At 75.3% G+C, this 25,813-nt stretch carries 30 protein-coding genes and 3 pseudogenes; 13 read left to right on the top strand and 20 right to left on the bottom strand.

Features of this window, described 5'->3' with window-relative positions:
• Positions 1-19: 19 nt before the first annotated feature.
• The 4 genes and pseudogenes from PV342_RS07060 to PV342_RS07045 all read right to left on the bottom strand — a co-directional run.
• Positions 20-2,902, bottom strand: a complete 2,883-nt coding sequence (locus tag PV342_RS07060) for an ATP-binding protein (protein ID WP_500316181.1) — start codon at positions 2,900-2,902, stop codon at positions 20-22.
• A gap of 385 nt (positions 2,903-3,287) precedes the next feature.
• Positions 3,288-3,527 carry a DUF397 domain-containing protein gene (locus tag PV342_RS07055; RefSeq protein WP_018561140.1) on the bottom strand — a complete coding sequence of 80 codons (240 nt, stop codon included), beginning with the start codon at positions 3,525-3,527 and terminating at the stop codon, positions 3,288-3,290.
• Positions 3,528-3,635: 108 nt separating this feature from the next.
• A pseudogene (locus tag PV342_RS07050) lies at positions 3,636-4,375 on the bottom strand (thiolase C-terminal domain-containing protein); the annotation flags it as partial.
• 3 nt (positions 4,376-4,378) lie between these two features.
• A pseudogene (locus tag PV342_RS07045) lies at positions 4,379-4,726 on the bottom strand (lipid-transfer protein); the annotation flags it as partial.
• A 34-nt stretch (positions 4,727-4,760) separates the two neighbouring features.
• Between PV342_RS07045 and PV342_RS07040 the strand changes: the two are divergent.
• The 6 genes from PV342_RS07040 to PV342_RS07015 all read left to right on the top strand — a co-directional run bounded on the left by PV342_RS07040 (position 4,761) and on the right by PV342_RS07015 (position 8,434).
• A complete protein-coding gene (locus PV342_RS07040) occupies positions 4,761-5,381 on the top strand; it encodes a hypothetical protein (RefSeq protein ID WP_500316179.1) in 621 nt (206 codons plus the stop codon).
• A gap of 68 nt (positions 5,382-5,449) precedes the next feature.
• Positions 5,450-5,971: an isochorismatase family protein gene (locus PV342_RS07035; RefSeq protein WP_386990645.1), complete on the top strand. Its 522-nt coding sequence runs from the start codon at positions 5,450-5,452 to the stop codon at positions 5,969-5,971.
• A complete protein-coding gene (locus PV342_RS07030; RefSeq protein WP_400800170.1) occupies positions 5,962-6,627 on the top strand; it encodes a phosphotransferase in 666 nt (221 codons plus the stop codon). Before PV342_RS07035 ends, PV342_RS07030 begins: the two co-directional genes overlap by 10 nt.
• Positions 6,628-6,664: 37 nt before the next feature.
• Positions 6,665-7,213 carry a chloramphenicol phosphotransferase CPT gene (cpt, locus tag PV342_RS07025; protein ID WP_400800173.1) on the top strand — a complete coding sequence of 183 codons (549 nt, stop codon included), beginning with the start codon at positions 6,665-6,667 and terminating at the stop codon, positions 7,211-7,213.
• A 214-nt stretch (positions 7,214-7,427) separates the two neighbouring features.
• Positions 7,428-8,015, top strand: a complete 588-nt coding sequence (locus PV342_RS07020; protein ID WP_400800176.1) for a cysteine dioxygenase — start codon at positions 7,428-7,430, stop codon at positions 8,013-8,015.
• The gene (locus PV342_RS07015) at positions 8,012-8,434 is read left to right on the top strand and encodes a rhodanese-like domain-containing protein (protein WP_386990637.1); all 423 of its coding nucleotides are present in this window, start codon (positions 8,012-8,014) and stop codon (positions 8,432-8,434) included. Before PV342_RS07020 ends, PV342_RS07015 begins: the two co-directional genes overlap by 4 nt.
• On the opposite strand, the gene PV342_RS07010 is transcribed toward PV342_RS07015, so the two are convergent.
• From PV342_RS07010 to PV342_RS06995, 4 genes are all read right to left on the bottom strand, one after another.
• Entirely contained in the window at positions 8,403-9,101 is a 699-nt protein-coding gene (locus tag PV342_RS07010; RefSeq protein WP_500316175.1) for an alpha/beta fold hydrolase, read from the bottom strand. The two genes, PV342_RS07015 and PV342_RS07010, sit on opposite strands and share 32 nt — an antisense overlap.
• A gap of 84 nt (positions 9,102-9,185) precedes the next feature.
• Positions 9,186-10,007: a universal stress protein gene (locus PV342_RS07005; RefSeq protein ID WP_018561149.1), complete on the bottom strand. Its 822-nt coding sequence runs from the start codon at positions 10,005-10,007 to the stop codon at positions 9,186-9,188.
• A 77-nt stretch (positions 10,008-10,084) separates the two neighbouring features.
• Positions 10,085-10,306 carry a hypothetical protein gene (locus tag PV342_RS07000; protein ID WP_500316173.1) on the bottom strand — a complete coding sequence of 74 codons (222 nt, stop codon included), beginning with the start codon at positions 10,304-10,306 and terminating at the stop codon, positions 10,085-10,087.
• Between the two features lie 95 nt (positions 10,307-10,401).
• Positions 10,402-11,319, bottom strand: coding sequence for an SDR family oxidoreductase (locus tag PV342_RS06995; RefSeq protein WP_500316171.1), 918 nt, complete (start codon positions 11,317-11,319; stop codon positions 10,402-10,404).
• Between the two features lie 191 nt (positions 11,320-11,510).
• Between PV342_RS06995 and PV342_RS06990 the strand changes: the two genes are divergently transcribed.
• Positions 11,511-12,407, top strand: coding sequence for a LysR family transcriptional regulator (locus PV342_RS06990; protein WP_500316170.1), 897 nt, complete (start codon positions 11,511-11,513; stop codon positions 12,405-12,407).
• A gap of 6 nt (positions 12,408-12,413) precedes the next feature.
• On the opposite strand, the gene PV342_RS06985 is transcribed toward PV342_RS06990, so the two are convergent.
• The 6 genes from PV342_RS06985 to PV342_RS06960 all read right to left on the bottom strand — a co-directional run bounded on the left by PV342_RS06985 (position 12,414) and on the right by PV342_RS06960 (position 17,353).
• Positions 12,414-14,462, bottom strand: coding sequence for a serine/threonine-protein kinase (locus PV342_RS06985; RefSeq protein ID WP_500316168.1), 2,049 nt, complete (start codon positions 14,460-14,462; stop codon positions 12,414-12,416).
• 76 nt (positions 14,463-14,538) lie between these two features.
• Positions 14,539-15,405 carry an oxygenase MpaB family protein gene (locus tag PV342_RS06980; RefSeq protein ID WP_329189080.1) on the bottom strand — a complete coding sequence of 289 codons (867 nt, stop codon included), beginning with the start codon at positions 15,403-15,405 and terminating at the stop codon, positions 14,539-14,541.
• A gap of 141 nt (positions 15,406-15,546) precedes the next feature.
• Positions 15,547-16,002, bottom strand: a complete 456-nt coding sequence (locus PV342_RS06975; protein ID WP_361001162.1) for an SPW repeat domain-containing protein — start codon at positions 16,000-16,002, stop codon at positions 15,547-15,549.
• 174 nt (positions 16,003-16,176) lie between these two features.
• Positions 16,177-16,551, bottom strand: coding sequence for a fluoride efflux transporter CrcB (crcB, locus tag PV342_RS06970; protein ID WP_400800196.1), 375 nt, complete (start codon positions 16,549-16,551; stop codon positions 16,177-16,179).
• The gene (locus PV342_RS06965; protein ID WP_386990622.1) at positions 16,548-16,895 is read right to left on the bottom strand and encodes a DUF190 domain-containing protein; all 348 of its coding nucleotides are present in this window, start codon (positions 16,893-16,895) and stop codon (positions 16,548-16,550) included. Before PV342_RS06965 ends, crcB begins: the two co-directional genes overlap by 4 nt.
• Positions 16,892-17,353: a fluoride efflux transporter FluC gene (locus PV342_RS06960; protein ID WP_386990620.1), complete on the bottom strand. Its 462-nt coding sequence runs from the start codon at positions 17,351-17,353 to the stop codon at positions 16,892-16,894. Before PV342_RS06960 ends, PV342_RS06965 begins: the two co-directional genes overlap by 4 nt.
• Before the next feature lie 263 nt (positions 17,354-17,616).
• Here PV342_RS06960 and PV342_RS06955 point away from each other — a divergent pair.
• A pseudogene (locus PV342_RS06955) lies at positions 17,617-17,772 on the top strand (nucleotidyltransferase domain-containing protein); the annotation flags it as partial.
• Positions 17,773-17,790: 18 nt separating this feature from the next.
• On the opposite strand, the gene PV342_RS06950 reads toward PV342_RS06955, so the two are convergent.
• The 3 genes from PV342_RS06950 to PV342_RS06940 are packed head-to-tail and all read right to left on the bottom strand — an operon-like array spanning position 17,791 to position 20,041.
• Positions 17,791-18,654: a 5-oxoprolinase subunit C family protein gene (locus PV342_RS06950; RefSeq protein ID WP_500316166.1), complete on the bottom strand. Its 864-nt coding sequence runs from the start codon at positions 18,652-18,654 to the stop codon at positions 17,791-17,793.
• The gene (locus PV342_RS06945) at positions 18,651-19,280 is read right to left on the bottom strand and encodes a 5-oxoprolinase subunit B family protein (protein ID WP_500316164.1); all 630 of its coding nucleotides are present in this window, start codon (positions 19,278-19,280) and stop codon (positions 18,651-18,653) included. Before PV342_RS06945 ends, PV342_RS06950 begins: the two co-directional genes overlap by 4 nt.
• Positions 19,277-20,041: a LamB/YcsF family protein gene (locus PV342_RS06940; RefSeq protein ID WP_400800209.1), complete on the bottom strand. Its 765-nt coding sequence runs from the start codon at positions 20,039-20,041 to the stop codon at positions 19,277-19,279. The genes PV342_RS06945 and PV342_RS06940 overlap by 4 nt, the downstream gene beginning before the upstream one ends.
• 218 nt (positions 20,042-20,259) lie before the next feature.
• Between PV342_RS06940 and PV342_RS06935 the strand changes: the two genes are divergently transcribed.
• The 4 genes from PV342_RS06935 to dhaM all read left to right on the top strand — a co-directional run bounded on the left by PV342_RS06935 (position 20,260) and on the right by dhaM (position 23,174).
• A complete protein-coding gene (locus PV342_RS06935) occupies positions 20,260-20,970 on the top strand; it encodes a GntR family transcriptional regulator (RefSeq protein ID WP_500316163.1) in 711 nt (236 codons plus the stop codon).
• A 120-nt stretch (positions 20,971-21,090) separates the two neighbouring features.
• Positions 21,091-22,083, top strand: a complete 993-nt coding sequence (gene dhaK, locus PV342_RS06930) for a dihydroxyacetone kinase subunit DhaK (RefSeq protein ID WP_361001186.1) — start codon at positions 21,091-21,093, stop codon at positions 22,081-22,083.
• Between the two features lie 24 nt (positions 22,084-22,107).
• Entirely contained in the window at positions 22,108-22,779 is a 672-nt protein-coding gene (gene dhaL, locus PV342_RS06925) for a dihydroxyacetone kinase subunit DhaL (RefSeq protein WP_500316162.1), read from the top strand.
• Positions 22,776-23,174 carry a dihydroxyacetone kinase phosphoryl donor subunit DhaM gene (dhaM, locus tag PV342_RS06920; protein ID WP_500316160.1) on the top strand — a complete coding sequence of 133 codons (399 nt, stop codon included), beginning with the start codon at positions 22,776-22,778 and terminating at the stop codon, positions 23,172-23,174. The genes dhaL and dhaM overlap by 4 nt, the downstream gene beginning before the upstream one ends.
• A 22-nt stretch (positions 23,175-23,196) precedes the next feature.
• Here the strand turns inward: dhaM and PV342_RS06915 are convergent, their stop codons facing one another.
• Positions 23,197-23,454 (bottom strand): type B 50S ribosomal protein L31, encoded by a 258-nt coding sequence (locus PV342_RS06915; RefSeq protein ID WP_386990604.1) that lies wholly within the window; start codon positions 23,452-23,454, stop codon positions 23,197-23,199.
• Positions 23,455-23,504: 50 nt separating this feature from the next.
• Positions 23,505-23,669, bottom strand: a complete 165-nt coding sequence (gene rpmG, locus PV342_RS06910; RefSeq protein WP_018561168.1) for a 50S ribosomal protein L33 — start codon at positions 23,667-23,669, stop codon at positions 23,505-23,507.
• A gap of 152 nt (positions 23,670-23,821) precedes the next feature.
• Here rpmG and PV342_RS06905 point away from each other — a divergent pair, with 152 nt between their 5' ends.
• A complete protein-coding gene (locus PV342_RS06905) occupies positions 23,822-24,916 on the top strand; it encodes a PP2C family protein-serine/threonine phosphatase (RefSeq protein WP_400800225.1) in 1,095 nt (364 codons plus the stop codon).
• A gap of 329 nt (positions 24,917-25,245) precedes the next feature.
• On the opposite strand, the gene PV342_RS06900 is transcribed toward PV342_RS06905, so the two are convergent.
• The gene (locus PV342_RS06900; protein WP_400800228.1) at positions 25,246-25,788 is read right to left on the bottom strand and encodes a PadR family transcriptional regulator; all 543 of its coding nucleotides are present in this window, start codon (positions 25,786-25,788) and stop codon (positions 25,246-25,248) included.
• Between the last annotated feature and the right edge of the window lie 25 nt (positions 25,789-25,813).

The following is a 25,813-nucleotide window of genomic DNA, read 5'->3' as shown; positions in this document are numbered from 1 at the left end:
CGTGCCCGGGGTCGCGTCGCTACGGTGCCAGGGCCCTGGCGAGGCCTGACCGGTCGGTGCCGATCTTGCGGTAGACGGCGGAGAGCAGACGGGTGACGCTCTCCACGTCGGTGTCCAGACCCGCGGCGATCTGCTCGTCGTCCTCCCCGCGGGCGGCCCGTGAGGCGGCCGCCCGTTCCTGGGCGGTGAGGGCGTCGGTCTCGGTCGTACGGAGCCTGCGCGGCCGGAGTCCGGCGGCGGCGAGTTCGTCGCGGGTGCGCTCGGCCAGGGCGTCGGCGCCGCAGTGGACAGCGGTCTCCAGGCCCCGGTAGAGCTGCTCGGCCGCCTCGTGGAGCCGGGCCTCGCGGCGCAGCACGGCGCCGTGGTCGACCAGGGCCCGTGCCAGCTCGTAGCCGGCGGGTGAGCGCTCCAGGTGCGCGACCGCCTCGTGCAGCAGCTTGAGCCGGTCGGGCTCCGCGGCCACCTCGGCGGAGACCCGCAGCGCCTGGCCGATCGCGGACGCGGTGCCGTACTGCCGGGCACGCTCGACGGCGTCCGCGGCGGTGGCACGGGCCCGCTCCGGGGTGTCCCGGGCCTCGGCGAGCGCGAGGTGGAGCTTCCACGGCGACCAGCCGGGGTTGCGCATGCCCCGGGGGTCGAGCCGGCGACCGCACGCCTCGAGCTGGGCGATGGCCTCGTTGACCATGCCCCGCTCGAGCAGCAGCCGGCCGTAGACGGTCTGGGCGTCGGGGAAGGTGACGGCCGCCGGGAAGGGCTCGTGGAACTCGTACTGGTCGGCTAGGGCCGTGGCCTCGCGGACCCGGCCCCGGGCGAGCAGGATCTCGACGAGGATCGCCACGGTGTACCAGACGACCGGGGTGCCGCGGCCGACGCGGTCGGCCAGCCGCAGGCCGTCGCGGGCGAAGTCCTCCGCCTCGGCGAGCCGGCCGCGGCGGTAACGCACGTAGCCGAGCAGGGAGTAGCCGAAGGCCAGATGGGCGCCGCGCCAGCCCTGGCGCTCGTAGTCGCCGATGCCGGCGGCGAAGAGCTCCTCGGCCCGGCCCGGCCGGTCGGCGTACATGTACGTCATCGCGACGAGGACCGGGACCTCGAACCCGAAGTCCTCGCTGGCCCAGGGCAGGCCGCCGTCCAGGGCCCGGTCGGATTGCCTGAGCGCGGTCTCGGCGGGCTCGCCGCGCAGGGTGGCGTCCCAGGCGCGCAGTCCGATGATGTAGCGCTCGGTCAGGTCCCGTCCGGTCAGCCGGTCGGCGAGGCGGCTCAGCCTGCGGGAGCGCGCCGGGGAGTCCGGTTCGTCGGAGCGGAAGGCGTCCCACATGAACTGCTCTTCCTGCATCCGCAGCCGGGCCCGCGCGTTGGTCGCGGTACGGGCGGCCTGCCCGACGGTGTCCGCGGCCTCGCCGAGCCGGTCGGAGTGGGCCAGCGCCTGGGAGAGCCGGTAGGTGATCGCGTCGCGCAGCGCCGGGTCGACGATCGGCTCCTCGAGCGCGGCACGCAGGTGGTTGACGGTGGTGGCCGGCTCCGTGAGCAGGGAGGAGCAGCCGAGTTCGAAGAGCACGGCGGCCCGGTCCTCGAAGGGCGGCGGCTCACGCAGCGCCCGCGCCAGGTAGCGGCGGGCCGCGTCGGGGGCGCCGGCCCGGGCGGTGTCCCGGGCGGCCTGGCGCAGTTGGGTGACGACCCACGGGTCGCCCTCGGGGTGGGTCTCCAGCAGGTGGCGGGCGGCCGCGGAGGGGCCGAGACCGGCGTCCACGACGGACCAGGCGGCCTGGCCGTGCAGGGCGACCCGCACGGCGTCGGGGATCGCCCGGTACACCGCGGTGGCGATGAGGGGGTGGACGAACTCCAGCACGTCGCTGCCCGTGAGGATGCGGGCCTTGCGCAGCCGGTCCGCGGCGTCGGCGGCCTCCTCGCCGCCCAGGCCCGCCACGCTCGCCGCGATCGCCGGCGAGATGGACGTGCCGAGGACGGCGGCGGCCCACGCCATGCGCACGGTGGAGGTGCCCAGGCGTTCCAGGCGGGCGATGAGTCCGCTGCCCTTGGCGGCGGCGGCGAGGTCGCGCAGGAGGTGCGCGCTGGACTCGTCGGGCCGCAGTGCGCGGTCGAGGACCTTGGCCGTGAGCTCCACGGCCTCGAAGGGGTTGCCGGCGGTGACGGCCCAGGCCTCGCGGCAGAAGGCCTCGTCGGCGTGTTCGCCGACGGTCTCGCGGACGAGCCGGCCGATGGCGGCCGCGCTGAGCGGTTCCAGGCCGATCGGGCGGGTGCCGGAGCGGTCGGGCAGCCCGCGGAACGCCTCGGCCTGGGCGGGGAGTTCGTCGGGGCGGTAGGCCACGACGACGAGCATCGGGAGTTCCTCGGCGCGGGGCGCGAAGGCGGCCAGCCAGCCCAGCGACTCGGGGTCGGCCCAGTGGGCGTCGTCGAGTACGAGCACCACCGGGGCCCGCCGGACGGCGATGTGGGTGAGCACCCAGTCGAGGCCGTCCGCGAGGCCCTGCGGGTCGGGGGGCGCGCCCGCGCCGTCGGTGCACAGTCCCAGGGCGGGGCCGACGATGCCGTACCAGCTGCCGAGGGTGGAGCGGAGCACCTCGTCGCCGGCTCCGGCGAGCTGGGGCTGGAGCAGTTGGCGGGCGACGTGGAAGGCGACGCCCTGTTCCTGGTCGCCGCCGCGGGCGTACAGGACGGTGCAGCCGAGGGCGGAGGCCCGGCGCCTGGTCTCCGCGAGCAGGGTCGTCTTGCCGAGACCCGCGGGGGCGGCGAAGGCCAGCACGCCGCCACGCCGTGTGCCGCTGCGGGGGTGTTCCCCCTCGGCCCGTATACCCGTGAGCTCGGCCAGCGCCTCGTCGACGGCCACGAGTTCGGCCTCGCGTTCGAGGAGCGGCCTCCGGGACTTCGGTGCGCGCCGCGCCATAGTGCACCCCCTGCCCCTGATCCGGCGCGCGCCGGGAGCGCGCCGGTGATACTCGGACGACTGTCCGGTGGCACCTCAGCGTACGCCACCGGAGACCCTGCGTGAGTGGATAAATGCGAACTGGTGACGGCTGTTCAAAATCGTCCGCGAAGTGATCGACTGTGCTCGATCGGGTGCGCCCACATGCGGGAACGCGCGGCCGCGATGCCTCCGGCACATGCCGCGCGGCGTCGACATGACGCGCCGTCGGGTGCATGCGCGAGGGGGGCGCACAACGGGCGCGGCCGGCGGCGGACACGGCGTGGGCGCAGCCGCCCGGCCGGATGCGCCGGCGCCCCGCCGCCACGGTCGGGGGCGGGCCGCCGGACGCGCCCGTGACATCCCGTCAGGTGAGGTCGAACTCGCCGTCGCGGGCCCCGAGGACGAAGGCCCGCCACTCCGCCGGGGTGAAGATCAGCGAGGGCCCCTCGGGGCTCCGGCCGTCCCTCATGGCGATATAGCCCTCGACGAAGGCGATCTGGACGTCTCCCGTGCCCTGGCTGCTCGACTGCCATGTTGCGTTGGCCAGATCAAGCTGCGGCTTCTTCCCGTTGGCCAACGGCGATCCGATCGTGCTCTCGGCCACGTCCGTTCTCCTCCCGACTCCGTCGTCCGGGCCAGCCTAGCGACCGTGCCGGGGCCCGGACAGGTCATGGAAGAACCTGCCCGGTCCCGGTACCGGTTCATGCCCGTTTCACTCTCCGGTGTGCCCGGATCCGACCACCCACAGGGCGAAGAACTGCGAACCCCGCCGTACGCGTGACCCGGCGCCGGACGTGCGCCGTCCACCTGGTGCCCGCCCGCCGTGCCGCGCACCTGGAGGGCGGCCTCGGCGAAGCGGATCATGCCCGAGGCGCCGATCGGATCGGTGGACAGCACACCACCCGAAGGGCTGACGGGCAGGTCGCCGTCGAGCTCCGTGACCCCCGACTCGGTAAGCTTCCAGCCCTCCCCCTCCGGTGCGAAACCGAGGTTCTCCAGCCACATCGGCTCGTACCCGGAGAAGGGCATGTACATCTCGACGGCGTCGATCGGCCGCCGCGGATCGGTGACGCCGGCCTGCCGGTAGACGTCGGCCGCGCAGTCGCGTCCGGCCCGCGGGCTGACGAAGTAGTCCTTACCAGCGAACATCGTGGGCTCGCTGCGCATCGCCCCGCCGTGCACCCAGGCCACCGGGCCCGGGGCGCGGCGCCCGCCCGCCTCGTCGGTGAGCACCATCGCGCAGGCACCGTCGGACGAGGGGCACGTCTCGGAGTAGCGGATCGGGTCCCAGAGCATGGGAGAGGAGCGCACCTTCTCCAGGGTGATGTCCTTCTCGTGCAGATGGGCGTACGGATTCCGCAGCGCGTTGCGCCGGTCCTTGTACGCGACGAGCGCACCGACGGTGTCCGGCGCGCCCGTGCGCCGCATGTAGGCGCGTACGTGGGGCGCGAAGAGGACCGGCGGGCAGTCGCCCCGGCGCAGCGGCCGCACCACGTACTCCCCCTGCGGCCGGTCGCCGCGCTCCTGGGCGTACGGATTGGCGACGGCGGCGGTCCGGTTGCGGCCGGCGACGGCGGCGAGCGCGGCCTCGTCCGTGTCGCCCGCGTCGATCAGCGCCTGGGCCTGGAGCGCGGCCAGGGCGACGGAGTCGGGCCACAGCGGTGCCAGGTAGTACGGATCGAGCCGGCGGGTCATCACGTCCCGCAGCCGCCCGGGCGAGGACTTGCCGTAGGAGTGGACGAGGGCGGTGTCGGCCTCGCCCGTGAGCAGTTTGACCCAGGCCTCGTACAGCGCCCACGCCCCACGGGCGCACCGGCCTCCGGCACCATGAACGGCCATGCGGCGGAAGACGGCGGACATCGCGACGGCGGCTCTGGAGCGGGGACCGTTCGCCCCGGGCGGCACGACCATGGACAGACGGAGCGTGGACCTGGACGGCGGTCCTGTCGCGGCCGGCGTATGGACCGACGGGGACCTCGGATTCGTCCTCGTGCTGCACCGCAGGAAGGACGGGTTCGCCGCGAGCGAGCTGTACTGGTCCGCCCGGGGACCCGATCCGCGGTGGACGGTGGCCGAGCACCTGTCCGGGGGTCTGACCGGATGCGACCCCGCGAACGCCTCGTCGTGGGAGGCGGTCCTGGCCGACGCGGCGTTCACGGTGCTCTCCTCGTCGGAGTCGCTGCTGTCCACCGGCGCCGGCGTCTTCGAGGAGGAGGACGAGGGGGAACTCGTCGGCGTCCACGAGCTTCTGGTGAGCCGGCGGGTCGGCCACCTCCGTATCGAGAGGTCCGGCCCCGGACCGGGGCCGTCGTGCGCGCCGCGCACGGTGCGGGAGCTGCCCTTGGCTTCGCCCTTCGCCCTGGTGGCCGTCCGGCCCGGTGAACGCGTCCGCGTCGTGGCGGTGGAGCGGGACGGCACAGCGGGCGAGGACGTCGAACTCCTCCCACCGGAAGGATGAGCGCGGTCGCGCACTCGATCGACGGGGGAACCCTGCGCACGCGCGCTCCCGCTCCTTAGGGTGTGCGCATGACGCGTCTCGAGGCCCAGCGCACCGCACTTGTCGTGATCGACCTGATGGAACGCATCGTGGAGCTGCCGTTGGCCCCGCGCTCCGGTGAGGAGGTCGTGCTGGCGTCGCTCGGACTCGCCGCGGCCTTCCGGGAGGCCGGGGCGCCGGTCGTGCTGGTGCGCGTGGAGCGCCCCGGGGTCGACGAGCAGCCACCGGGGAGCGGACTGGTCGAGGGGCTGGAGCGGGAGGGCGACCTCGTGATCGTCAAGCGGACCGTGGGCGCCTTCCACGGCACCGGGCTGGACGGGGAGTTGCGGGCGCGCGGCGTCGACACCCTCGTGGTCGCCGGCATCGCGACGAACATGGGCGTCGAGTCCACGGCCCGCGCCGCGGCCGACCACGGGTACGAACTCCACTTCGCCGAGGACGCGATGACCGCGCTCAGCGGCGCGGAGCACGAGGCCGCGGTCACACTCGCCCTTCCGCGTTTCGGGACCGTCGCGCCCGCCGCGGAGCTGGTGAAGGCCCTGTGGAGCTGATCGGGGCGGGCCGCGACGCCGACGTCTGGGCCCTCGACGGCACGCGGGTCCTGCGGCGCTACCGGCACGGCGGTTCGGCCGACGAGGAGGCGCGGGTGATGGCCCACCTGGCCGGTGTGGGCTTCGCGGTGCCCCGGGTGCACGACGTGAACGGCGCCGACCTCGTCATGGACCGCCTCACCGGGCCCACCATGGCGCAGGACCTGGCCCGCAGGCCCTGGCGGGCGCACTCCCACGGCCGGCTGCTGGCCGGGCTGCAGGCGTCCCTGCACGCCGTCCCGGCACCCGGCTGGCTCCGCCGCCGCTTCGCCACCGGGGACCCCGCCCGTGACCGCGTCCTCCATCTCGACCTGCACCCGGAGAACGTGGTCCTCACCCCTGACGGCCCGGTGCTGATCGACTGGAGCAACACCGCCGGGGGCGACCCCGCCGCCGACACCGCGCTGACCGTCGCCATCCTGCGCGGCGTCAGCCTGGGCCCCGTCCGCGACACCGGACTGCGGCTCTTGCTCGCCGGCTTCCTGCACGCCGCCCCCACCGACCCCGCCCCGCGCATGGCCGAGGCGATCACCGCCCGCCTCGCCGACTCCAACCTGCGGCCCGCTGAGGCACGCAGGCTCAGGCGCCTCGCCCGCCGCGCCCCGGACGGCAATTGACTCGCGCACCCGCGAGGCGGGCTCCTAACCTGGCGCGATGGCGTACCAGGTGATCGTGCTGAACGGCGGCTCCAGTTCGGGCAAGTCGGGCATCGCGCGCTGCCTTCAGGCGGTGCTGCTGCCGGAGGCGTGGCTGACGTTCGGCACCGACACCCTCGTCGACGGGATGCCGGCCGGGCTGCGGGGCTCCGGGCCGGGCGCGGGCATCGGCTTCGGCGCGGACGGCGTCGTGTCGGTAGGCGAGGCCTTCCGGAGGATGGACGACGCCTGGGCGGTCGGCATCGGCGCCATGGCGCGGGCCGGGGCCCGGGTGATCGTCGACGAGGTGTTCCTCGGCGGGCCCGCCTCGCAGGACCGCTGGCGGCGCGCCCTGGACGGCCTGGAGGTGCTGTGGGTCGGCGTCCGCTGCGCGCCCGAGGTGGCGGCGGGCCGGGAGACCGCCCGGGGCGACCGGGTGGGGGGCATGGCAGCGGCGCAGGCGGAGGCGGTGCACCGGGGAGTCGGCTACGACCTCGAAGTGGACACGACACACACCGAGTCGATGGAGTGCGCGCGGATCATCGCCGCTCGTGTGTCACCCATGTGACGGCTGCGACGGTGACCGCGACGGAACGGCCGGTCCTGTGCTTTCATGGCGGCATGCGCACGAACATCTGGAACCTGGGCCCCCTGTGGCCGGGACGCCGTGCGCACCACTTCGACCAGAGCTGTCGCCGGGGCTGATTCCGTAGCCCCGACCACCCCATGACCTGCCCCCGCCCAGGCGGGGCACGTCGTGTTCCCGCTCTGGAGCCCTTCCCATGGCCCTGCACGACCGGGCGAGCGGCCCTACCCCGCTCGTCCTCCCGCAACTGCGCGCGCTCGTCCTCGGCTACGCCGCCGCCGTCGAGGCCGGCGTCCACCTCCCCGTCCACCTGCCCGACCGTCGCTGGTACACCAGGCTGCACCAGGACCCCTACGTGGACGTCTGGCTGATCACCTGGCCCCGCGACACCTGCACCGAACTCCACGACCACGCGGGCTCGCTCGGTGCCCTGAGCGTCGTCGACGGCACCCTCACCGAGCACCGCTGGCTCCACGACGACGGGGGCCGCGGCCGCATCGCGACCCGGGAACTCGCCGCGGGCGGCGGCGCGGGCTTCCCCCTCGGGCACGTCCACGACGTCGTCAACACCTCCGCCGCGCCCGCGGTGAGCGTGCACGCCTACTCGCCGCCCCTGACGGCGATGTCGTACTACGCGGTCGACGACGCGCGCTCCCTGCGGCGCACGCGCACCGTGCTGACGGACGAGCCGGAGCCCTCCGCGGTGCCCCGCGCCGTCCCCCTGTCACGTGCTCTGACCGTGACCGCGTCCGCGTCCACGACCGCCCCGGAGGCCGTCCGATGAACCAGTCCACCACCGTCAGGTCCGGCATCGACCGGATGCTCGACCGCGCCCGGGCCCGGCTGCGGCGGGTCGGGCCGAAGGACGCGGCGGCGGAGATCGCCGCGGGTGAGGCGCTGCTGGTCGACATCCGCCCGGCCGCGCAGCGGGCCCGGGAGGGCGAGTTCCCGGACGCCCTGGTGATCGAGCGCAACGTCCTCGAATGGCGGCTGGACCCGCTGAGCGACGCCCGGATCCCGGAGGCCACCGGCCCCGGCGTGCGCTGGATCGTGGCGTGCTCCGAGGGCTACACCTCCAGCCTCGCCGCGGCCTCGCTGCTGGACGTCGGCCTGACCCGGGCCACCGACCTGGAGGGCGGATTCCAGGCGTGGCTGCGGGCCGGGCTGCCGGTCAGGGGCGGGGCGCCGGAAGGAAGCCGCTGACCTCGGCGAGGAAGTCCGCGGGGCGTTCCCCGTGGACCAGGTGCCCCGCCTCCACGGTCACCAGCCGCGCCCCCGGCACCCGCGCGGCGATGGCCGCGATCCCGTCCTGGGGGACATGGCTGCCCGCTCCGCCGGCCAGGACGAGGGTGGGGCAGTCGATCGTCGCCAGCAGCTCCCACCAGCCCGGGTCGGGGGCGTTGCGCCAGCGGTTGACGGCCGCGATGACCCGCCAGTCGCAGGTCTCGTCCCCCTCCGGGCCGCAGGGCACGGCCCGCGGCGGCACCTCCGGGTCCGGCGGCACGGGCTCCTCCAGCACGAGGGCGGTCAGCCGGGACGACCACTCCGCCGCCACCAGGTAGGCGACGACCGCGCCCATCGAGTGCCCGGCCAGCACCACCGGCTCGGGGCCGAGGGCGTCAAGGAAGGCGACGACGTCGTCACGCATGGCCTCGAAGGCGTACTCGCCCGGCCGGTCGCTCGCGCCGTGGCCGCGCAGGTCGGGGGCGTACACCCGGTGGGTCGCGGCCAGGGCGGGCACGACGGGCAGCCAGTCGGCGCCTTCCGAGCCGCGTCCGTGGAGGAGCACGAGCGGCGGCGCGTCCGGCTCGCCCCAGGTGCGGTAGGCCATCCGGATACCGTTCACGTGCAAGGTGTGGAGATCGCTCACCCCGGCGACGCTACCCGTCGGCGGCGGACGTCACCCGCCTGGGCGACACCCTTCCGCTGAGGGCTGATGCGGTCCGCGCGGGCGTCAGTGCGGGACGACGGCGACCGGGCAGGCCGCGTGGTGCAGCACCGCGTGCGCCACGGGCCCGAGGTGCGGGCCGACGCCGGCGGGCCGGTTCCGGCACCGCCCGACGACCAGCAGCGAGGCCCCGGCCGCCGCGTCCACCAGGGGCTGCGCGGCGTTGCCCGCGGCGACCTCCTCCGTGATCTCCACACCGGGCGCCTTCTCCCGCCACGGCGCGAGGGCCGCCTGCACCGCGTGCCGCTCCGCCGCAGAGATCTCCGCGCCGCAGGTGGGGTCCATGGCCGCGGGGACGTATCCGTACGTCGGCGGGTACGACCAGGCGTGGACGACCCGCAGCGGCGCCCCGCGCCGCCGCGCGTCCTCCAGCCCGAAGGCGATCACCTCGTCGGCGCCCTTGCGCAGGCTGAAGCCGAGCACCACGGGCCGCCGGTCGTCCCCGGTCTCCTGCTCCTGACCGGTGCGGACGACCACGACGGGACCCTCCGCGCGGGCCAGCGTCGTCTGCCCGACGGAACCGAGGAGGAAGCCGCTCAACCCGCTCAGCCGCTGCGAACCGAGGGCCAGCAGATCGCTGCGTCCCGCCTCCGCGACCAGCAGTTCGGCCGGCGGGGCGTCGGCCACGTCGGTCGTCACGGGCAGGCCAGGATGGCGCTCGGCGAGCTCCTGTGCGGCGTCCCGCACGAGCGCGTCGCCGTACGGGTGCCCCCCGGCGTGCACCAGCCGCAGCTGCACAGCTCTCCGCAGCGCCTCCCCCGCCGCCCAGTGCATGGCGGCGCGGCTTTCCGGCGAGCCGTCCAGGCCCACGGTGACGGGTCGGGTCATCGGATGTGCCTCCCTCGCCTCCACAGTAGGCGCCGCCGCCCCGCCCGGCGCCCCGGCGGAGCCGGGCGGCGGCGCCGTCACACGGGCCGTGCGCGGCCCTCCGCGTAGGGGTCGCGGAGCCGGCGCTTGTACCCCTGCCGGGTGTGCGGCTCGTCGAGGGTCACCGCGAGTGCGAGGTCCCCGGTGATCTCGACGGGCGCGTTCGGGAAACGCGCCGGGGCGGCCGCCGCCGGGTGCAGGACGCGCCCGGCGACGGCGGAAGCACGGCTGTCGGCAGCCGCGGGTCGCCCCGCCCGCACCGGAGGTGCATCCCCGGCCGCACTCCTGGGGATGCGCACCGTGTGGCGCGGGCGGACCCGTCATGGCCGCGGGGTGTCCGGGGAGCCGCCTCGGGTCAGGCGCCGGACCGGCCGAAGTAGTGGCCGGCCGCCAGGTCCGGGAGCAGGGCGGGGTGCTCCGGACGCCAGCCCAGGAGTTCCCGGGTGCGCGTGCTGGATGTCGGGTTGTCGAGCGTCACGAAGCCGGACAGGAAACCGAAGTGCTCCTGCGCCGCCTCGCGCGGCACGCTCTTGGCCGGGACGTCCAGGCCGCGGCCGATCGCCTCGGCGATCTCCCGGAAGGGGACGCCCTCGTCGGCGGCCCCGTGCAGTCGCGAACCCGCCGGTGCCGCCTCCAGCGCCAGCCGGAACAGGCGCGCCGCGTCCAGGGTGTGGACGGCGGGCCAGCGGGTGGCGCCGTCCTCCACGTACGCCGAGAAGCCCTTGTCGCGCGCGAAGCCGATCAGCCGCGGGACGAACCCGTGCAGGTCGCTGGGGCCGTGCACGGAGGGGGCGAGCCGGACGACCGACGAGCGGACCCCGCGCCCGGCGAGCGCGACCGCCGCGGTCTCCGCCTCGCCGCGCGGCACCGGGGGCGAGGAGGGGGCGATCGCGTCGTCCTCCGTCCCGACGCGTCCCGGTGCGGCGAGCGCGAGCATCAGCGTGCCGGAAGTGATCACGAAGGGCCGGCCGGTGCCCTCGAGCGCCTCCCCCATCGCCTCGACGGCCCGCAGGTCGGTGGCGAGCGCGCCCGCGTAGTCGGAGAAGTCGTGGCCGAAGGCCAGGTGGATGACGCCGTCGGCCGCCGCGGCGGCGCGGCGCAGGCCCTCGGGGTCCTCGAGGCTGCCGTGCCGGACCCCGGCGCCCGCGGCCTCCAGGGCGGCGGCGGAACGGTCCGAACGGGCGAGGCCGACGACCTCGTGCCCGGCCCCGAGGAGTTCGGCGACGACGGCGGTCCCGATGTGACCGGTGGCGCCGGTGACGAATACACGCATGCTGCGATCCTTCGATGAGGTGGGGTGGTGCCGCCCCTCGCGCGGTGCCGGCAGCGCGGTCCGGGGCGGCTTCCATCGTGCGGGCCGGGAGCCGCCGCGGTCCAAGGCCGGTTCTGCACGGCGCAATGCGTTCTGGGCATCACCGCAGGTGGCACGGGTCGGGGCGGGTCGGGGCGGGCTAGGCTGGGGCCATGACCGAGTCCTCGTCCGCGCCGCCGGACCTCGACCTGCGGCTCGTGCGCTACTTCTCGGCCGTCGCCGAGCACCGGCACTTCGGCCGCGCCGCGGAGGCGCTGCACGTCACGCAGCCGTCCCTGAGCCGGCAGATCCGGCGCCTGGAACAGCAGCTCGGGGCGCGCCTGCTGGACCGCACCCCGCGGGGCACCGTGCTCACCGAGGCCGGGGAGGTCTTCCTGCCCCGGGCCAGGGCGCTGCTGCGCTCGGCGGCGACCGCGGCCGCCGAGACCCGTGCCGCCGCCCGGCCCAGCCGGATCACCGTGGGCTACACCGCGGGCCTCATCGTCACCCCCGCGGTGCGGGAGCTGCGCCAGCGGCATCCGGACGCCGACGTGCGCACCCAGCACGTGCCCTGGAACGAGGCGGGCGCGGCGCTGCTGGACCACCGGGTGGACGCGCTGGTGACCCGGCTGCCGTTCCCCACCGCCGGGCTGCACGTGACCGTGCTGTACGACGAACCCCGGGTGCTGGTGGTGCCGCTGGACCACCGCCTGGCGGGCAAGGAGTCCGTCACCCTGGACGACATCGCCGGCGAACCCCTGCCCCGGGTACGGGAGTCCGACCCGTCGTGGAGCGCGTTCTGGCGCATCGACCCCCGGCCCGACGGCAGCCCGGCACCGGACGGTCCCCTCATCGACGCCGTCGAGGACAAGTTCGAGGTGGTCGCCGCCGGGCAGGCCGTGGCCGTCTCGGCGGGCGTCCGCGGCGGCCTGCGCCCCGACCTCACCGCGATCCCCCTCGAGGGCGTCGAGCCCAGCCATGTCGTCCTGGCGACCCGCGCCGGCGACGGCAACCGGCTCGTGGCGGCGTTCCGCAGGGCGGCCCTGGCACGGCTCACCGGCCGACTCTGAACCGGGTCAGTCGCGCAGGCCCAGCTGCTCACGGCACAGGGCCCGGTCCTGCCCGCTGGCCACCGTGTCCGGGTGGTCCGCGCCGAGGACGCGCTCACGCGCCTGGCCCACGGCCTCGTGAAGGGCCAGGGCCTCCCGCCAGTCGCCCAGCCAGCCGAGGGCGACGGCGACCTCGCGGCGGCTGACGAGCGTGTCCGGATGGTCCGTGCCGAGGATGCGGGTGCGGACCGCCGTGACGTCGCGGGCCTCGGCGAGGGCGTCCCGCCAGCGGCCGAGGCGCCCGAGGTTGACCCCGAGGCCGTGCCGGGCGCGGAGGGTGTCGGGATGGGCCGGGCCCGAGACGCGGGTGCGGAGCGCGACGAGGTCGGTGTAGAGCTCGTGGGCCTCGGCGCCGAGTCCCATCCGCCCGAGGCAGATGCCCAGTTCATGGCGGGCGGCGAGGGTCTCCGGGTGGTCGGCGCCCAGTAGTCCGGCCCGGATCGCGGCGACGTGGGCGTAGGTGGCACGGGCCTCCGGCCAGCGGTCGAGGAGCCCGAGGAGATGGCCCACCTCGCAGCGGGTGGTGAGCGTGTCGGGATGGGAGGGGCCCAGGACGCGGGTGCGGGAGTCGGCGACCTGGGCTGCCGAGGCGTACGCCTCCTGCGTACGGCCGAGCCGCCCGAGCGTGACGGCGAGGTTGTGCCGGCAGTGCAGGGTGTCGGGGTGGTCGGTGCCCTGGCGCAGTTCCCGGGCGGTGAGCACCGCGGCGTACCCCTGGCGGGCCTCCTCGTGACGGCCGAGACGCCCCAGCACATAGGCGGCCTCCTGGCGGGCGGCCAGCGTGCCGGGGTGATCGGGGCCCAGCGCCTTCGCCCGGGCCGCCGCCACGTCCTCGTACACGCGCAGCGCCTCGGCGTGGCGGCCGCCGCGGCTGAGGCAGAGGGCGAGTTCGTAGCGGCTGGTCAGCGTGTCGGGATGGGCGGCGCCGAGCAGCCGCTCGCGCTCCTCGGCGACGGCGCGGTGCGTCCGCTCGGCCTCGGACCAGCGGCCCAGCCGGGCGAGTCCGACGGCCGCGGTGTGCCGGCTCGCCAGGGCCCCGCTGCCGCGCGCGCTGGGCGCCCCCGACTGCAGTTCCAGACGGCGCGCCCAGGACGGCAGCCCGGACCCGGGGCGGGTGCCGCCGTGCCCGCCGTGCCCGCCGTGCCCGCCGTGCCGGAGCGTCTTGAGCCGTCCCGCCACGTCCGCCGCGCTCTGCGGGCGGTCCTCCGGGTTCTTGGCGAGCAGGTCGAGGACGAGCTGCTCCAGTTCGTCCGGCAGGTCGGGCCGGTGTTCGCGCGGCGGCCGGGGCGGTGTGTCGCGGTGGCCGACCAGGACGGCCCAGGTGTCGTCGAGGTCGAAGGGCGGCGCTCCGGTGGCGATCTCGTAGAGCACGCAGCCCAGCGAATAGAGGTCGCTGCGGTGGTCGATGCCGTCCTCGCCGCCGATCTGCTCCGGCGACATGTAGTGGGGGCTGCCCATGGCGACCCCGGTGCCGGTCAGCCGCGAGGTGAAGCCGATGTCGTGACCGAGGCGGGCGATGCCGAAGTCGCAGATCTTGACGTCCCCATCGGCGAGCCGCATGACGTTCGCGGGCTTCAGGTCGCGGTGCACGATGCCCCGCGCGTGGGTGTACGCCAGGGCCGCCGCGATCTGCGCGGCGATGTCGGTGACGTCGGGCAGGGGCAGCGGGCGGCCCTCGTTGTCACCGAGCAGCTGCTTCAGGTTGCGGCCGTCGAGCAGTTCCATGACGAGGAAGAGCACGCCCTCGCTCTCGCCGAAGTCGTGGACGACGGTGACGCCCCGGTGCTGGAGCGCCGCCGCGACGCGCGCCTCCCTGCGGAAGCGCTCCCGCAGCACCCGGTGCACGGATGGGTCGAGGGAAGGGCTCGTCGGCTTCAGGCACTTGACCGCGACCTCCCGGCCCAGCGACTCGTCCAGCGCGTTCCACACCTCGCCCATGCCGCCGCGCCCGATCCGCTCCCGCAGCCGGTAGCGCTCGCGCAGCAGTGTTCCCCCGTCGTACTGAGCTGCCGTCATGGTGTACGCCGCCCCCGGTCGTCCGCCTCTCCCCGGACCCAGTATGGACGCGGGGGGCACGCTTGGGGACCCGCCGTCACCCGGGGGAACGCGCCTGTTCGCGCAGCCGGTGGGCGGACGGGTGGGTGCCGGGGCCGAGACGTCCGACCGCCTTGAGGATGTGCCCGGGCGGGAGTTGCCAGCGCACGTAGGAGGGGATCGCGCGCAGCAGCAGCCCCGTACCGCGCAGCCGCCGCCCGGTGACGGGGACGGCCGGGGCTGGCCGCCCGTACAGCTCGTGGGCGAAGGGCGGCAGCGCGGCGTAGGCCAGTGCGGTGGCGCGGCCCCACACGGCGAGCCGCAGGGGCAGCAGCGCCCGGGGCACGGGCGGCCCCTGCAGGAACGCGAAGACCTCCAGGGCCTCGGGGGTGGCGGCCAGCTCGGGCCGCACCTTCTCGAAGTACGCGGCGAGCGACTCGGTGTCGTCGGGGACCTCGGCCGGGTCCAGGCCCACCAGCCGCGCGGCCTCCCGCTGTTCGGCGACGTAGGCGTCGGCCTGCGCGTCGGAGAGGGGGAAGCCGGAGCGCCGCGCCACCTCCAGGTAGGAGTCGATCTCCGCGCAGTGCACCCACAGCAGCAGTGCGGGATCGTCGACGGGGAAGCGCTCGCCGGTGTCCGGATCGGTCCCGGACAGCCTGCGGTGGATGCCCCGTACCTTGGCCCCGGCCCGCTCGGCCTGCAGCGTGGTGCCGTAGGTGATCGTGCCGACGAAGTCCGCCGTGCGCAGCAGCCGCCCCCAGGCGTCCTGCCGGAAGTCCGAGTTCTGCGTGACGCCGCGCACCGCGCGCGGGTGCAGCGCCTGCAGGTACAGCGCCCGTACACCGGCGATCCACATCATCGGGTCGCCGTGCATCTGCCAGGTGACCGAGGCGGGCCCGAAGAGCCCGGGGTCGGCGTCGCGCATCGCAGCCTCCTGTCGCCGTGCGACCACGGCCGGCCCCACCCGTGACCGGGACGGCGACGCACGGCCTGGTGCCAGCAGCGCCGAGCATAGGGCCGCGCGCGGCACCGGGTCTGCCCCGCGCGGCCCTCCCGCGGCGGCGCGTCAGCCGGCGGGCGCGGCGTCCGCCGGCGGGCGGGGGCGCCGTCGCTCGATCAGCGCCAGGCTCACGGCGCCGAGGACCATCAGGACCGCACCCGTCACGATCTGGTTGAGGGGCGCGAGACCGGCCCCCGGGTCGCCGAAGTAGCCGAAGACGAACGGCGACACGATCAGGCAGGCACCGCTCACGATGGTGATGACGTCGCTGCCGGGCCCGCGGGTCCGGGCGACGCGGGCGATCGCGTTGAGCAGGATGATGGTCGAGAAGACGAGGTCGACGTTGCGTACGTTGTTCCCGATGTGCGTGTCGGGGTACGCCAGCGCCCAGCCGCCGGCGAACAGCCACCCGCCGATCAGCAGCAGGGGTGCCGTGAACAGCGAGTCGCGGACGTCGGCCGTTGGGGCCTGGGCGTGGCCCGCCGTCTGGATCCGGGTGCCGGGACGCTGGGTCAGGGACATGGAGTCCTCCCGCGGTGGGAGCCGCGTCGCCCGGGCGCGGCGCGCTCCCGCGGCGCCTGCCGGCGGGGAGCACACCCGCGTCCGCTCCGGGCGACAGGCCGGAGTGTGGACCTCTTCATTTTAGGTGGGTTGCGCGGAACGTCCTGTTCGGGCGGCTTCCGGTACCGGGTCCGCTCAGACCCAGATCGCCTGGGCCAGTGCGGCACCGGTGAACGCCGCGCCGAGGCCGGCGACCACGCTCGCGACGACGTTCGCGACGGCGAAGAACCGCGCCCCGGTCTCGGCCAGCCGCAGGGTCTCGTACGAGAAGGTCGAGTAGGTGGTGAGCGCGCCGCAGAAACCCGTGCCGACCAGGAGCTGCAGCGAGTGGGAGGCCGCGCCGTAGCTGACCGCGCCGGCCAGCAGCCCCAGGACCAGGCAGCCGACCACGTTCACGGTGAACGTGCCCCACGGGAACACGGTGTCGTGCCGGGCCTGGACGGCACGGTCGGTGAGGTACCGCAGCGGCGCTCCGACCACGGCCCCGGCGATGACGAGCATCCAGTTCACCCGTGGTTCCCCCGTCCGACGTAGCGGATGACCTCGACCTCGTCGAGGGTGACCAGCCCTTCGGTGACCAGTTCGTCGAGTTGCGGCAGGAACGCGCGGATGCGCTCCTCGTGGTCGACGATGACGACGGCCACCGGAAGGTTGTCGCTCAGCGAGAGCAGCCGGCTGGTGTGGATCAGCGAGGAGGCCCCGAAGCCCTCGACCCCGTGGAAGACGCTGGCCCCGGCCAGGCCGGCGTCGTGGGCGCGGCGGGTGATCTCGGAGCACAGCGGCTTGTGGTGCCAGGTGTCGTTGTCGCCGATCAGGATCGTCAGCCGCAGCGCGGTGCCGTTCAGCCGTGTCATGTCTGCCTCCATCCGATGAGGCGGCGGGCCGTGTGCGCCGCGCCCCACACCGCCGCCAGGGCGATCAGCGGCGTCGCGGCGAGGTAGGCGAGCCCCGCCTCGGCGTGACCGCCCTCGACCAGGCCGTGGATGTCGACGGCGTACGTGGAGAAGGTGGTGAAGCCGCCGAGCACGCCGGTGCCGAAGAACGGGCGGACGAGCCGGTGCGCGGACCACATCTCGGTGATGACGACCATGAACACGCCGATCACGGCGCAGCCCAGCGCGTTGACGCCGAGGGTGGTCCACGGGAAGGCGCCCGGAGCGGTGGGCCACAGCAGGCCCGCGCCGTAGCGCGCGCACGCCCCCAGGGCGCCGCCCACCGCGACCACAGCGACGGCGGGCGCCTGCTCCCGTATCCGCGCGGATCGCGGCAGGGGCGGCGGGGGCTCGGCGTCGGGCGATACGGGCTCGGTCATCGGCGGGAGGGGGGCCGGCGAGGTCATGCTTCTCCTACTCGTGCGGCGCCCTGCGCAGGGCGCGTTCCGTCACAAGTAGGGACCGTTGGCGGCATCCTCACCGCGGTTCGGGTACGGCGGGCCCCACCGCCGCGCGGCGGTCACGAGGGACCACCGCTGCCTTCACCATACTCCCGAGTTCCGGACCGCGTGATCCGGCCCCGTGATCCGGCCCCGGGTGACACTCTGGGGCTCCGACCCGGGCGAGGGGGGACGCGCCGATGATGACCGGACGGGACGTGGTCGAGATCCTGGGCCTGCTGCGGAGGGCCGGCACCGAGGTCTGGGTCGGCGGGGGCTGGGGGATCGACGCCCTGCTGGGGAGGCAGACCCGGGACCACCGTGACCTGGACCTCATGTATCGCCACGAAAGGGATCCGGAAGGGCCGTGACCGGTCTCAGCGGTGGGGGACGAAGCGCACCGGCAGCCCCGGGACGGCCTGCGCGGCCGCGGCCAGGCCTCGCTCGGGGACCACGCCGACGACCGGGTAGCCGCCGGTGGTGGGCGAATCGGCGAGGAAGACCACCGGCCTGCCGTCGGGCGGCACTTGGACGGCTCCCACGACCATGCCCTCGCTCGGCAGCTCCCGGTGGACGGCCCGCTCCAGCACGGGCCCCGTAGTGCACAGCGCGATGCGGTTGCTGCGCTCCGACACGTGGAAGCGGCCGGCGGCGAGGGTGCGGACGGCGGCGGCGGTGAACCAGTCGTCGCGCGGCCCGAGCCGCAGCGGCAACACCAGTTCCCCGGGCGGTCCGGCGTGCGGGGCCAGGTCGGCGTGGACGGGGAGCGCGGGCGCCGCGCCCAGCGGCAGCACGTCGCCGTCCCTCAGCGGCGCGGGCCCCAGCCCGGACAGCAGGTCGGTGGAACGGCTGCCGAGCACCGCGGGCACGTCGACGCCGCCGCCGACCGCCAGATAGCTGCGCACACCCCGCGTGGCGGGCCCCACCTCGATCACGGCCCCGGCCGGCAGCCGCACGGCGGCGCCCCAGGGGGCGGGGCGGCCGTCGAGCAGGACCGGCGCCGGCGCCCCGGTGACCGCGACGACGGCCGGACGGACGACCCGCGCGGCCACCCCGGTCAGCGTGGTCTCCAGGGTCGCGGCCCGGTCGGCGTTGCCCACCAGGCGGTTCGCCAGCCGGTGCGCCGGCCGGTCCAGGGCCCCGGAGCGGGCGACGCCGAGTGCGGCGTGACCGTACCGCCCGAGGTCCTGGACGGTGGTCAGCGCACCGGCCCTGACGATCCGCAGCTCACCGCCGCTCACGCTCTTGCCCCCTCGGGCGCGGGGACGAAGAGCACACGGTTGCCGGGCGCGAGCAGCGCGGCCGGTTCGCGTGCCAGGTCCCACAGGCGGACGGAAGTGGTCCCGATCAACTGCCAGCCGCCGGGCGAACTCCTCGGGTAGATGCCGGTGTAGGGGCCCGCGACGGCCACCGAGCCGGCGGGCACCGAGGTGCGGGGCTCGGCCCGGCGCGGCACGCCGTACCGCTCGCCGAGCCCGGTCATGTAGGCGAAGCCCGGGGCGAACCCGCAGAAGGCCACGCGGTGTTCGGTACCGCTGTGCACCCCGGCCACCTCCTCCGGCCGCACGCCCCACCGCTCGGCGACCACCGCGAGGTCGGGCCCGTCGTAACGGACCGGGATCTCCACGAGCGGCCCGTCGGCCGCCGCCCGTGCCGTGACGGACCAGCCTCGCAACTCGGCGCGGAGCGCGGCCGCGTCCGGCACCCCGTACAGCAGCACGGTCCGCTCGCCGGGGACGATCTCGCGCACCGGCCCGAGGCCGCCCTCGCCGCGGCGGCGCAGGAGTTCGGCGTGCCAGGACCGCGCCTGCTCGGGGGTGGCCAGGTCGATCAGGAGGGCGTCCTCCCCGACGTCAAGGACCCTCACGCGAATGGCTCCAGCCGCACGCCCGCGTCCTCGAGCGCGGCACGCACCCGCAGCGCCGTGGCGACCGCGTCCGGGGAGTCGCCGTGCAGGCACAGCGACCTCGCCCGTACGCTCACCGGTTCGCCGGTGAGGGCGGTGGTGACGCCGTCCCGGGCCAGGGCGACCGCCTGGCGGGTGACCTCGTGGGGGTCGGCGATCAGCGCGCCCGAGGTGCCGCGCGGCACGAGCGTGCCGGCGGCGGTGTAGGCGCGGTCGGCGAAGGCCTCCCCCACCACGCCCAGTCCGGCCCGCCGGGCCGCGCGCTCCATGGCCGAACCCGGCAGGCAGAGCACCGGCAGGGCCGGATCGGCCCGCCGGGTGCCCGCGGCGACGGCGGCGGCCTGCCCGTCGTCGACGACGACCTTGTTGTAGAGGGCCCCGTGCGGTTTCACGTACGCCACCTGGGCGCCCGCGGCGCGGGCGAAGACCTCCAGCGCGCCGATCTGGTAGGTGATCTCGTCGGCCAGTTCGTCCGCGGGCACCTCCATCGCCCGCCGGCCGAACCCCGCGAGGTCGCGGTACGAGACCTGGGCGCCGATGCGCACCCCGCGCGCGGCCGCGGTGTCGCACACCCGGCGCATGATGCCGGGGTCGCCCGCGTGGAAGCCGCAGGCGACGTTGGCGCTGGTGACCACGGACAGCAGGGCGTCGTCGTCGGTGAGGATCCACCGTCCGTAGCCCTCCCCCAGGTCCGCGTTGAGGTCGATCACGAGGTCTGTCATCGGTACGGCGAACTCCCTCGGGGAAGGGCCGCGTCCGGTCGGGCGACGCGGGCAGCGGTGTCCGGCGGGCCGAGGGCGAACGCTTCCCGGCGTCCGATCACCGTAGATTCTTGTTGAACAATCCGACAAGAGTCCCGTTGTCTTCTCCCCGGCTCTCGGATTGACTGGGCCCGCGCCGCGGGCCCGCGGCCGGGTACGGAGCGAGAGGGGCGGGCACGATGGCGGCAGAGGTGGATCCCGCGGTCCTCGCCGGCGACCGCGCGCTGCTGGCGCGCGCCAGCAGCGCCGACCGGGTCGCCGCGGTGCTGCGCACCAGGATCTCCGAGGGTCACCTGCCGCCGGGCGGCAAGCTGGCCGAGGACGTCGTCGCCGGGGCGCTCGGCGTCTCCCGCAACACCCTCCGCGAGGCGTTCCGGCTGCTGACGCACGAGAAACTGCTGGTGCACGAACTCAACCGCGGGGTCTTCGTCCGGGTGCTGACGGCCGGGGACGTCGCCGACATCTACCGGGTGCGGCGCCTGGTCGAGTGCTCCGTGATCCGGGGCCTCGGGGCGGCTCCCTACGACCTGACCGGTGCCGCGGACGCCGTGGCGGAGGGCGGGCGGGCCGCCGCCGCGGAGCGGTGGGGCGAACTGGGAACGGCCGACATCCACTTCCACCAGGCGCTGGTCGACCTGGCGGGCAGCGCCCGGCTGACCGGTCTCATGACGGGCGTGCTCGCCGAACTCCGTCTCGCCTTCCACGCGATGGACGACCCCCGGGCGTTCCACGAGCCCTATCTCGACGGCAACCGGCAGATCCTCTCCGCGCTGGAGGCGGCGGACCCGGCGGGGGCGGAGCGGCTGCTGGCGTCCTACCTCGACCACGCCGAGGCGCAGCTCCTCCGCCGGTACGCGCTCCCCGCCGCGGACGGGGGCGCGCTCCGGTAGACCCTGTGCACGGTGCACACGAGACTCATCCGTCATCGGGACTGCCCCTGGCGCTGCGGATTTGTAGGCTGATGTGACAACGCAGCACCGCCAGACCCAGCCTTTGGACGGAGCCGTTCCATGAAGATGCTGATCAATGTCCCGGAAACCGTGGTGGCCGACGCCCTGCGGGGGTTCGCGGCAGCGCATCCGGAGCTGACCGTGGACGTGGAGAACCGGGTGATCGTGCGCCGGGACGCGCCGGTCGCGGGGAAGGTCGCGCTGCTCTCCGGGGGCGGGTCGGGGCACGAGCCACTGCACGGGGGGTTCGTGGGACGCGGGATGCTCGACGCGGCGTGCCCGGGCGAGGTGTTCACCTCCCCCGTGCCCGACCAGATGGTGCGGGCGGCCGCGGCGGTGGACAGCGGGGCCGGGGTGCTGTTCATCGTGAAGAACTACACCGGTGACGTGCTGAACTTCGACATGGCCGCCGAGCTGGCCGAGGACGAGGGGATCATGGTCGGCAAGGTCCTGGTCAACGACGACGTCGCCGTGACCGACAGCCTGTTCACGGCGGGGCGGCGCGGCACCGGTGCCACGCTCTTCGTGGAGAAGATCGCCGGCGCGCTGGCCGAGGAGGGAGCGCCGCTGGAGCGCGTCCAGGCCGTCGCGCGGCGCGTCAACGAGGTCTCGCGGAGCTTCGGCGTCGCGCTGACCGCGGTCAGCACACCGGCCAAGGGCGCGCCCACCTTCGACCTCCCGGCGGGGGAACTGGAGCTGGGTATCGGCATCCACGGCGAGCCGGGCCGGGAACGCCGGGCGATGATGACCTCGGGCGAGATCGCCGAGGTCGCCGTCGACGCCGTCCTGGACGACCTCCGCCCGGACGGTCCGGTGCTGCTGCTGGTGAACGGCATGGGCGGGACGCCGCTGCTGGAGCTGTACGGGTTCAACGCCGAGGTGCACCGCGTGCTCGAGGCGCGCGGCGTGACGGTGGCCCGCACACTGGTCGGCAACTACGTGACGTCGCTGGACATGGCGGGCGCGTCGGTGTCCCTGTGCCAGGTGGACGAGGAGATGCTGCGGCTCTGGGACGCGCCGGTGAGCACACCGGCCCTGTGCTGGGGCGCCTGAGCGAGGTTGAGGAGAGCGGGAGAGATGAGCGAGGCATCGTCCACCGGAGCGGGCCAGGTGATCGACACGGCCTTCCTCCGCCGCTGGTTCACCGCCGCGGCATCGGTGATCGAGCGCGAGGCGGACCGGCTGACGGAACTGGACTCCCCCATCGGGGACGCCGACCACGGAGCGAACATGCGGCGCGGCTTCATCGCGGCGCGCACGGCGGTGGAGAAGGAGCCGCCGGACACCCCGGGCGGTGTGCTGGTGCTGGTCGGGCGGCAGCTGATCAGCACGGTCGGCGGGGCCTCGGGCCCGCTGTACGGGACGCTGCTGCGCAAGGCGGGCAAGGCCCTGGGCGATGCCCGGCAGGTGGCGCCGGAGCAGTTGGCGCAGGCGCTGCGGGACGGGGTGGACGGCGTGGCGCAGTTGGGCGGCGCGGCACAGGGCGACAAGACGATGCTGGACGCGCTGGCACCGGCCGTGGAGACGCTGACCTTCGCCCTCGACAAGGGCGCCGGGCTCGCGGAGGCGCTGTCGGCGGCCGCGATCGCCGCCGACGAGGGGGCGTTGGCCACCGTGCCCCTGCTGGCCCGCAAGGGCCGGGCGAGCTACCTCGGGGAGCGCAGCATCGGGCACCAGGATCCCGGGGCGGCGTCCTCGGCGCTCCTGGTGGGCGCCCTGGCCGGCGCCGCCCGGGAGGGCACGCAATGACCGTCGGACTGGTACTGGTGTCGCACAGCGCGCAGGTCGCCGAGGCGGTCGCGCGGATGGCGACCGGCCTGAGCGGCGGCGGCACCGACGTGCCGGTGGCCGCCGCCGGCGGCGCGCCGGACGGCGGGCTCGGCACGGACGCCGGCAAGATCACCGCCGCCGCGCGCTCGGTGGACCGGGGCGACGGTGTCGCCGTCATCGCCGACCTGGGCAGCGCCGTCCTGACGGTGAAGGCGCTGCTCGCCGAGGGCGACGAGCTGCCGCCCGGCACCCGCCTGGTCGACGCGCCCTTCGTCGAGGGCGCGGTGGCGGCGGTGGTCACCGCGTCGACGGGGGCGGACCTCGACGCCGTGGCCGCGGCGGCTCAGGACGCGTACACGTACCGCAAGACCTGAGCGGCGCCGCGGCCCCCGGCCGTCAGCCCCGGCGGGGGCCGGTGCCGTACCGGCGCTCGAAGCGCTCGACGCGGCCCGCGGTGTCCATGACGCGGGCGTTGCCGGTGTAGAACGGGTGGCTCGCGGAGGAGATCTCCACGTCGACCACCGGGTAGGTGTTCCCGTCCTCCCAGACGACGGTCTTCTCGGCGGTCATCGTGGAGCGGGTGAGGAAGGCGAGGTCCGCGCTGCGGTCACGGAAGACGACCGGACGGTAGGCGGGGTGGATCGAGTGCTGCACGGTGTGCTCCAGTCTGCGGCGGGGACGGGGGACGGCTGTGTTCGCCGGTGTCAGCGCTCCTCGCGGAACGGCACGTGACGGCCGACGGCGGGGTCGTACTTGCTCAGGACCATCCGGTCCGGGTCGTTGCGCCGGTTCTTGCGGGTCACGTAGGCCGTGCCGGTGCCGGCGGTCGACCGGAGCGTGATCACCGGGCGCTGCTCGCTGCGTGCCATGCGAGGTCCTCTCCGCATCCATAATGGTTTTCGTTTTCTTCGGACGTGGGGTTCAACACGGGGGCCGCCGTGTCCATTCCCGCCGTCACCGGCCCGGTGCGGCGAAGATGGAGAAGGGGTGTCCCTCACCGGCGACAGGAGGGCCGGCACCCATGGCCCGCAGCCCGCACACGCGCACCGGCGTGCCCCCGCTCGCACTGCCCCGCGGGGCGCTCTGCTTCCTGGTGCTGGCCTACCTGCTGATCGCCGGCTGCGTGGTCCTGGACCTGACCAGCGGCCCGGGTACGACCCTCGCCCCCGTCCTGGCGGCACTCCCGGTGCTCGCCGGCGCGCACTCCCGCCGGGCCCGCGGCCCGCTCGCGGCGGGCGCGCTCGCGATCGGCCTGGTCTTCGCGCTCGCGGCGGCGAACCACGGGGTCCCGGCGCTGGTCCACGTGGCCTCCGCGATCACCGTGCTCGCGGTGACCTTCACCAGCACCGGCGCCGTCGTGCTGATCACCGGGCGGGAGAGGGAGCTGGCCCGGGTGCGCGGGGTCGCCGAGGCGGCGCAGAGCGCCCTGCTGCGGCCGCCGCCGCCCCGGATCGGCCCGCTGCGGGTCGCGGTGCGCTATGTGGCGGCGGAGGCGCAGGCCCGCATCGGCGGGGACCTGTACGAGGTGGTGCCGACCGACCACGGGGTGCGGGTGCTGCTCGGCGACGTACGCGGCAAGGGGCTGGCCGCCGTGGAGACCGCCGCCGACGTCCTCGGCGTCTTCCGGGACGCCGCCCGCTCGGAGCCGGGCCTGGACGCGGTCGCGGCCCGGCTGGACAGTGCGCTCGCCCGCAGCGGCAGCGGCGGCGAGGACTTCGTCACCGCCGTCCTGCTGGCCGTGCCGGAGGAGGGCGACGGCGCCGTGCTCGTCAACTGCGGCCACCCCGCGCCCCTGCTGCGGCGCCACGGCGCCGTGACCGAGCTGACGCCCAAGGTCCCCGCGCCGCCGCTCGGGCTCCTCGCCCTGACCGGCGACCGCTACCGCCCGCGGACGGTCCCCTTCCACCGCGGCGACCTGCTGCTGTTCTGCACCGACGGCGTGATCGAGGCGCGCGACCGGCGGGGCCGCTTCTACCCGCTCGCCGAGCGGGTGCGGGAGATGCCCGAGCAGGACCCGGACGACCTGCTCGACCGGGTCCTGGCCGATCTGCGGTCCTGGAGCGGCGGCGGACTCGGCGACGACGCGGCACTGCTGGCCCTGCGCCGTACACGGTGACGGACGCGCGCGCCCTGACGTCGCCGGGCACCGGCCGCACATAGCTGAGGAAGCGTCAGTTTTCCTCGCCGAAGGCCCGCCATGACAGCGTCCGCCCTGGCCGACGACCGCACGCGGCAGCTCTCCCGCCACCAGGTGCCGCGCGGGACGGCGCGGCGCGGGGCGGCTGTTCGCCGCCGGACTCACCGCGGCGGCACCCGCTGTACGCCGCGGGCAACGCCGGCGCGGCCGCACCGGGCCGCATCCGCGCCGGGCTCGGCCGTCGCCTGCGACGGCCCTCGGCCACGTCACCGCCGACGACATCGCCGGCCGCCGACCCCGGCGGCCGGTCAGATGCGTCCCATCTCCTCGACCTCGGCGACCGCCTGACCGAGCCACTGCGCCCAGAAGGTCTCCAGCTCGATGCCCGCACGCAGCACCAGGTGCCGCAGCCGGTCCTCGTCGGCGCCGCGCCCCGGCGGGAAGTCGCGCCGCTCGATCTCGGCGTACTGCGCCAACTGGCGCTCGTGCAGCTCCAGATGACGACGCAGCTCGTCCGCGAGCCCGTCGGTCCCGACGACCGCCGCCGCGCGCAGGCGCAGCAGCAGCGGGTCGCGGATCGGCTTGGGGTCCTCGGTGGCGGCCACCCAGGCGACGAGTTCGGCGCGGCCCGCGGGCAGCACCTCGTACTCCTTGCGCTGCCCGCGGGCGGGCTGGGCCGCGGGCAGGGCCCGGATCAGGTCCGCGTCCTCCAGCCGGCCCAGCTCGCGGTAGATCTGCTGGTGCGTCGCGGACCAGAAGTAGCGGATGGAACGGTCGAAGCGGCGTGCCAGCTCCAGCCCCGACGACGGCTTCTCCAGCAGGGCGGTGAGGATGGCGTGCGGCAGCGACATGTCCGCATCCTACGGACGGCCCGGG

This window comes from Streptomyces sp. PA03-3a (genome assembly GCF_033792735.1).
Classification (GTDB): domain Bacteria; phylum Actinomycetota; class Actinomycetes; order Streptomycetales; family Streptomycetaceae; genus Actinacidiphila.
This window is presented reverse-complemented; position numbering and strand designations above follow the sequence as displayed.

What these genes read in the sequence shown, in the direction of transcription:
- PV342_RS07005 (WP_018561149.1), bottom strand. Translation starts at nt 10,007, where the DNA reads ATGACCCGACCCGTCACCGTGGGCCTGGACGGCTCGCCGGAAAGCCGC.
- rpmG (WP_018561168.1), bottom strand. Translation starts at nt 23,669, where the DNA reads ATGGCACGCAGCGAGCAGCGCCCGGTGATCACGCTCCGGTCGACCGCC.
- PV342_RS06935 (WP_500316163.1), top strand. Translation starts at nt 20,260, where the DNA reads ATGGCGGCAGAGGTGGATCCCGCGGTCCTCGCCGGCGACCGCGCGCTG.
- PV342_RS06975 (WP_361001162.1), bottom strand. Translation starts at nt 16,002, where the DNA reads ATGTCCCTGACCCAGCGTCCCGGCACCCGGATCCAGACGGCGGGCCAC.
- dhaL (WP_500316162.1), top strand. Translation starts at nt 22,108, where the DNA reads ATGAGCGAGGCATCGTCCACCGGAGCGGGCCAGGTGATCGACACGGCC.
- PV342_RS07020 (WP_400800176.1), top strand. Translation starts at nt 7,428, where the DNA reads ATGGCCCTGCACGACCGGGCGAGCGGCCCTACCCCGCTCGTCCTCCCG.
- PV342_RS06905 (WP_400800225.1), top strand. Translation starts at nt 23,822, where the DNA reads ATGGCCCGCAGCCCGCACACGCGCACCGGCGTGCCCCCGCTCGCACTG.
- PV342_RS06985 (WP_500316168.1), bottom strand. Translation starts at nt 14,462, where the DNA reads ATGACGGCAGCTCAGTACGACGGGGGAACACTGCTGCGCGAGCGCTAC.
- dhaM (WP_500316160.1), top strand. Translation starts at nt 22,776, where the DNA reads ATGACCGTCGGACTGGTACTGGTGTCGCACAGCGCGCAGGTCGCCGAG.
- PV342_RS06940 (WP_400800209.1), bottom strand. Translation starts at nt 20,041, where the DNA reads ATGACAGACCTCGTGATCGACCTCAACGCGGACCTGGGGGAGGGCTAC.
- PV342_RS06900 (WP_400800228.1), bottom strand. Translation starts at nt 25,788, where the DNA reads ATGTCGCTGCCGCACGCCATCCTCACCGCCCTGCTGGAGAAGCCGTCG.
- PV342_RS06995 (WP_500316171.1), bottom strand. Translation starts at nt 11,319, where the DNA reads ATGCGTGTATTCGTCACCGGCGCCACCGGTCACATCGGGACCGCCGTC.
- PV342_RS06990 (WP_500316170.1), top strand. Translation starts at nt 11,511, where the DNA reads ATGACCGAGTCCTCGTCCGCGCCGCCGGACCTCGACCTGCGGCTCGTG.
- dhaK (WP_361001186.1), top strand. Translation starts at nt 21,091, where the DNA reads ATGAAGATGCTGATCAATGTCCCGGAAACCGTGGTGGCCGACGCCCTG.
- cpt (WP_400800173.1), top strand. Translation starts at nt 6,665, where the DNA reads ATGGCGTACCAGGTGATCGTGCTGAACGGCGGCTCCAGTTCGGGCAAG.
- PV342_RS06960 (WP_386990620.1), bottom strand. Translation starts at nt 17,353, where the DNA reads ATGACCGAGCCCGTATCGCCCGACGCCGAGCCCCCGCCGCCCCTGCCG.
- PV342_RS06965 (WP_386990622.1), bottom strand. Translation starts at nt 16,895, where the DNA reads ATGACACGGCTGAACGGCACCGCGCTGCGGCTGACGATCCTGATCGGC.
- PV342_RS06980 (WP_329189080.1), bottom strand. Translation starts at nt 15,405, where the DNA reads ATGCGCGACGCCGACCCCGGGCTCTTCGGGCCCGCCTCGGTCACCTGG.
- PV342_RS07060 (WP_500316181.1), bottom strand. Translation starts at nt 2,902, where the DNA reads ATGGCGCGGCGCGCACCGAAGTCCCGGAGGCCGCTCCTCGAACGCGAG.
- PV342_RS07015 (WP_386990637.1), top strand. Translation starts at nt 8,012, where the DNA reads ATGAACCAGTCCACCACCGTCAGGTCCGGCATCGACCGGATGCTCGAC.
- PV342_RS07040 (WP_500316179.1), top strand. Translation starts at nt 4,761, where the DNA reads ATGCGGCGGAAGACGGCGGACATCGCGACGGCGGCTCTGGAGCGGGGA.
- PV342_RS07035 (WP_386990645.1), top strand. Translation starts at nt 5,450, where the DNA reads ATGACGCGTCTCGAGGCCCAGCGCACCGCACTTGTCGTGATCGACCTG.